Consider the following 4544-nt stretch of genomic DNA (forward strand, 5'->3'; position numbering starts at 1 on the left):
ATCCTCAGTTTGCCGACCAGACCTGCCCGCGATCCCGCGAAATCACTGCCCACCTCCGCGTGAAATCACTGCCCGGGATCGCGCGAAATGCGTGCCCATGATCCTCTGAAACCCCTGCCCACCATCACGCGAAACACGCAGATAGGCCCTTGTTGGCGAGTTATCACCCCGTTTCGTCATCGGTTCCCCCGCGCTGGCGGGGATAGGCCCGTCGGTGTTTCGGCGGCAGGCAAGGAGCACGTGGTTCCCCCGCGCTGGCGGGGATAGGCCCCCACCAAGCGGTGCGCCTTATGCAGTCGTCATGGTTGCCCCGCGCTGGCGGGGATAGGCCCCCGCCAAGCGGTGCGCCTTATGCAGTCGTCATGGTTCCCCCGCGCTGGCGGGGATAGGCCCCAAGCCGGGTCATATCGCATTCCCAAGGGATCGGTTCCCCCGCGCTGGCGGGGATAGGCCCTTTAGCCCCGAAGGTGTTTTGAAGCGCAGCCTGGTTCCCCCGCGCTGGCGGGGATAGGCCCCGTGTGTCGGCTCGGCATAGATGGTTCTTTGCGGTTCCCCCGCGCTGGCGGGGATAGGCCCGGGTCAGCGCGAGGGTGGTATCATTGGTCTATGGTTCCCCCGCGCTGGCGGGGATAGGCCCGCTACGTTCTCGCAACGGCAGGTATTCGGCGAAGGTTCCCCCGCGCTGGCGGGGATAGGCCCGAATTGGCCGACGCGGACAATATCGAGATGATGGTTCCCCCGCGCTGGCGGGGATAGGCCCCGAATATGCGTCCTATCCGAACAAGGAACAGCGGTTCCCCCGCGCTGGCGGGGATAGGCCCGCACAGTCGCGCGTCGATGCCGCCCTCGCGATGGTTCCCCCGCGCTGGCGGGGATAGGCCCTGGCCGAACTGCATCGCGCTGACCCTTGGCAAGGTTCCCCCGCGCTGGCGGGGATAGGCCCTGGCGCTTTTGAGCATGACGGGCGTGCCCGAAGGTTCCCCCGCGCTGGCGGGGATAGGCCCACTCGCGGGGATGCTATGAATAGTGCAATCGGGGTTCCCCCGCGCTGGCGGGGATAGGCCCGTCATGTATTCGATGGAAGATTTCCCATTCATGGTTCCCCCGCGCTGGCGGGGATAGGCCCCCGGCGCCGACCATATCCGCAGTCACCACCGCGGTTCCCCCGCGCTGGCGGGGATAGGCCCTGGCGTTCGGCTGATCATGGCGACAATCGAGGGGTTCCCCCGCGCTGGCGGGGATAGGCCCGGAAAGATCGTTACGTCTGGTTGGCGATATCCGGTTCCCCCGCGCTGGCGGGGATAGGCCCGGTCACAAGCGCATCAACTAAAGTCCGATCCAGGTTCCCCCGCGCTGGCGGGGATAGGCCCGCGGTGGCGAGGCAATAAGCGAAGGCATCAAGGGTTCCCCCGCGCTGGCGGGGATAGGCCGAGTGATGCGCAGGCGGTAGAACTTCTGGACGAGGTTCCCCCGCGCTGGCGGGGATAGGCCCGAGGCGGCGGGCAATCCGGTCAAGCGCATCCTGGTTCCCCCGCGCTGGCGGGGATAGGCCCGGAAATAGCGACACATCATCGTTTCCTACCAAGGTTCCCCCGCGCTGGCGGGGATAGGCCCCTACGATGAACCCGTTATGAGCGAGCGGCCTTGGTTCCCCCGCGCTGGCGGGGATAGGCCCGGGCCTCCTTCGAACTTGGTCAGCACGGACGCTAAACGGCTCGTCCGAGCGTTTGTTGTTTGGTACGAGTTTCGCAAAATCCTGTCCCCGCAACCAAAACTTCCCATAATATCAAATAGATAGATCCAGACCTAAACAGTCGGGTTTCTGCATGTGCAGTTCTTGTCAACGCCTGGTCAACGTTTGACGAGCCCCCCCTGAAAAGCGGGGGCCTTTTGCGTTCTGGCCTCTGGAAAAGCCCTGTGGCAGCATCGCGCCATGATCGCGTTCCGCACCCCAGCCGATGACCATCCCGACCTCGCTCATTCGGCTCTGCTGCGCGCGGCGATGCTGACGCTGCAGTACGCTGCGGAACACGGGGCCATCGGCCTGACCCAGGCGAAGGCGTTCAAGCGGGTGTTTGTCCACTGGGCGGTTGAACACTTTGACTGGCCGGGACACGGCGCGGAAGAGATGTTCCGCTTCAGCAAAGTCATCAATGAATACGAATTCCCGCCACTTGAGGTGCTGCATTACCTCCTGATCACCCTGCGTCTGGGGCGGCACTTCAAAGGCGAGTTCAGGCTGACGAAACGCGGCGCGGACCTTGCGCAGACGCCGGGGCGGCTGTTTGCCGAGCTCATCCCGTTCTTCGTCCTTCAGGTCGACCATGGATCCTATGCCCGTTTCAACGAGCGCCCCTTCGGGAAATGGGATGTCTGGCTGAACGTCATCAATGTCGAGGCCGATCACGGCACCACCGAGCGCGCCTTGTTCGGGGCGTTCTATGGCGAAGGCCCCGACTGGGACAATGCCGGATGGCGGGAGATGGCGGCGTTCTCATCTTGCGTCCTGCGTCCGCTCGAATGGACCGGGTTGCTGGTCCAGACGGAGGAAGGGCGCGAGGGCAAGGTCGTGCACCATGTGTTCAAGACGCCACTCTGGCGCAGCGCCCTGGCCCTCGATACCGATGGCATGCTGCAGCCCGTTCGGGTTCAGTAAGCCATGTCCGCACCCAGCACCTGATGCCGGGCGATCACCCTTCTGGAGCTTGATCAGAGCGTGTCGAAAAAGAACCCACCCCGAAACCTGACCCCCGGACTTTGCCAGCGCGTCCAACGCGACATGCTGGAGGCTTGCCGCCAGGTCGCCGAACGGCATGGCTTGGCCTGCGACGACAAGGGCCTGAGCAACATTGATCTGCGCTGGGGGTTCGACATTGCGTTCAGGGTGTCCATCCCGCTTCCGGATGGGCGCACGCTGGACCCGGAGCAGCTTCGGTTCGAGGCGCTCGCCGAAGCCTTCGGCCTGTCGCCTGGTGATTTTGCGCGGGAATTCAGTACCGGTCGCGAGACATTCAGGATCACCGGCATCGACCCGCGGCGTCCGAAATATCCCATCTCCGCGGAGCGGGTGCCGGACCAACAAGGCTTCAAGTTCTCCGCCGAGCAGGTGGCCCATCTCTTTCAGTCCCGGATGAAGGACGTGACACCGCGCGGGTAACCCGCGCAACTGGAGTCGCAAACGGCCCAAAGCTGCCGGTCAGCAGCGGCTGGATGCTGCAATGCAGCCTCCTCGCACCGGACATCCATGCTTTTCTGCCGAAAATTGTTGCCGCACTGGCACTTGCGATCTGAGCGGCTCCTTCTCAAGCAGGCGACACCGCGCCCAGGGAGGCTTGGTCTATCGCTTGGACGCTCTGTTTATTGACTCTAAAGGGTTTGCACCCTACTTTTGACCTTGCTTGGGGAAGGATTGGTGCGATGGCTCGAAACTCTGGAAAGCTGACTCTGGGCTTCGCGACGAGCGGAATGGTCTCCCGGCTGGATGGTACCAAAGTCGTGCGGGATGCCAAGACAGGCAAGTTTATGGTCAAGAAGGCCGCAGTGACTGCGAAATTGGAAGGGCGCGCCAAAACTGCCGTGCGCAAAACGCGCCCGCCCGAGGTTGAGGTGGCGGATCTTCCAGTCACCATGGCTCTCGCATATCTTCAACCTGACTTGGCCTACGCTGGTCTTGCGGTGGTTGAGCCGGTCGAAGCTTGGTGTGGGGATCCCCGCAAAATGCGTGACGAGGATCTGGCGTTCTTCGGACTGGAGCGCTGAGTAGGTGAAAGCCGCTGCTGCTGTAGCTGCGGAAGCCCAAGTGCCCGCTCTTGGATCGGTTCACGGCTTCCGTTTCTCATTTGGCGAGCAAGATATCCGGTATGCCCATCCCGGCGTAATCGTCCTGACCAAGATCGGGCAGAAGGGCGGCAAGACCCGTTGCGGTGTCATCGCATTGGCGATTACCCATTCTACCCAGAAGACGAACTGGGACAATAAAGACATATTGCGCATACCCGTCGAGGAGCTCGAGCCGATGGGCCTTGATGCGGCCGAGCAATGGGTGTGCATCTTCGAGTAAGCCGTCGCATACTTCCCTGAAGATACCAAGTGGATAGCCGCGGCAGGGAGTCCGCATCTGGGTCAGGCTTCCGATGCGTTTACAAGGCAGGTCATCGAGGCGTGGAAAGATTATCGTCGGCCGCGTTGATCGATTGACTGCTGCTGATCTGACTTGCGAAGGCAATTTCTTTGCAGATTGTCATGTGAGGTGTCAGAGTGAGTGCGTGTTAATTTTCACGCAAAACTGACCCGGGTTTTCCATCGAGAACTGACCCACCTTGGTGGTTATGTTCCAGGCGTCAGGTTTGGGTCAAGGCATGTGTGCCCCCCTTCTTTTTCTGCGTTGCGGCGGCGGAGCTGGCCTTGAAGCGGAAGCTGTCGTTTCCGGTCTCCAGGATGTGGCAGCGGTGGGTTAGGCGGTCGAGGAGTGCCGTTGTCATTTTGGCATCGCCGAAGACGGTGGCCCATTCGCTGAAGCTGAGATTGGTGGTGATGATGACGCT

At 62.2% G+C, this 4544-nt stretch carries 5 protein-coding genes and 1 CRISPR repeat array; of the genes, 4 read left to right on the forward strand and 1 reads right to left on the reverse strand.

The annotated features are described in order from the left end of the window. Window positions 1-181 precede the first annotated feature (181 nt). Window positions 182-1675: direct repeats of the CRISPR family, unit length 29 nt; unit sequence GGTTCCCCCGCGCTGGCGGGGATAGGCCC. 258 nt (window positions 1676-1933) lie between these two features. From AC11WY_RS19075 to AC11WY_RS19090, 4 genes are all read left to right on the forward strand, one after another. Further along, window positions 1934-2656 (forward strand): hypothetical protein, encoded by a 723-nt coding sequence (locus tag AC11WY_RS19075; protein ID WP_482928429.1) that lies wholly within the window; start codon window positions 1934-1936, stop codon window positions 2654-2656. A gap of 60 nt (window positions 2657-2716) precedes the next feature. Beyond that, window positions 2717-3157 (forward strand): hypothetical protein, encoded by a 441-nt coding sequence (locus tag AC11WY_RS19080; protein ID WP_482928430.1) that lies wholly within the window; start codon window positions 2717-2719, stop codon window positions 3155-3157. A gap of 260 nt (window positions 3158-3417) precedes the next feature. Further along, window positions 3418-3759, forward strand: coding sequence for a hypothetical protein (locus AC11WY_RS19085; protein ID WP_482928432.1), 342 nt, complete (start codon window positions 3418-3420; stop codon window positions 3757-3759). 4 nt (window positions 3760-3763) lie between these two features. Continuing rightward, window positions 3764-4060 (forward strand): hypothetical protein, encoded by a 297-nt coding sequence (locus AC11WY_RS19090; protein ID WP_482928433.1) that lies wholly within the window; start codon window positions 3764-3766, stop codon window positions 4058-4060. A gap of 280 nt (window positions 4061-4340) precedes the next feature. On the opposite strand, the gene AC11WY_RS19095 is transcribed toward AC11WY_RS19090, so the two are convergent. After that, window positions 4341-4544: ATP-binding protein (locus tag AC11WY_RS19095; protein ID WP_482928276.1), on the reverse strand; the 204-nt coding region annotated here is incomplete at its 5' end.

This window comes from Solirhodobacter sp. (assembly GCF_964715405.1).

Excerpts from the sequence above, each read along its gene's own strand:
- AC11WY_RS19085 (WP_482928432.1), top strand. The coding sequence starts at position 3,418 with ATGGCTCGAAACTCTGGAAAGCTGACTCTGGGCTTCGCGACGAGCGGA.
- AC11WY_RS19075 (WP_482928429.1), top strand. The coding sequence starts at position 1,934 with ATGATCGCGTTCCGCACCCCAGCCGATGACCATCCCGACCTCGCTCAT.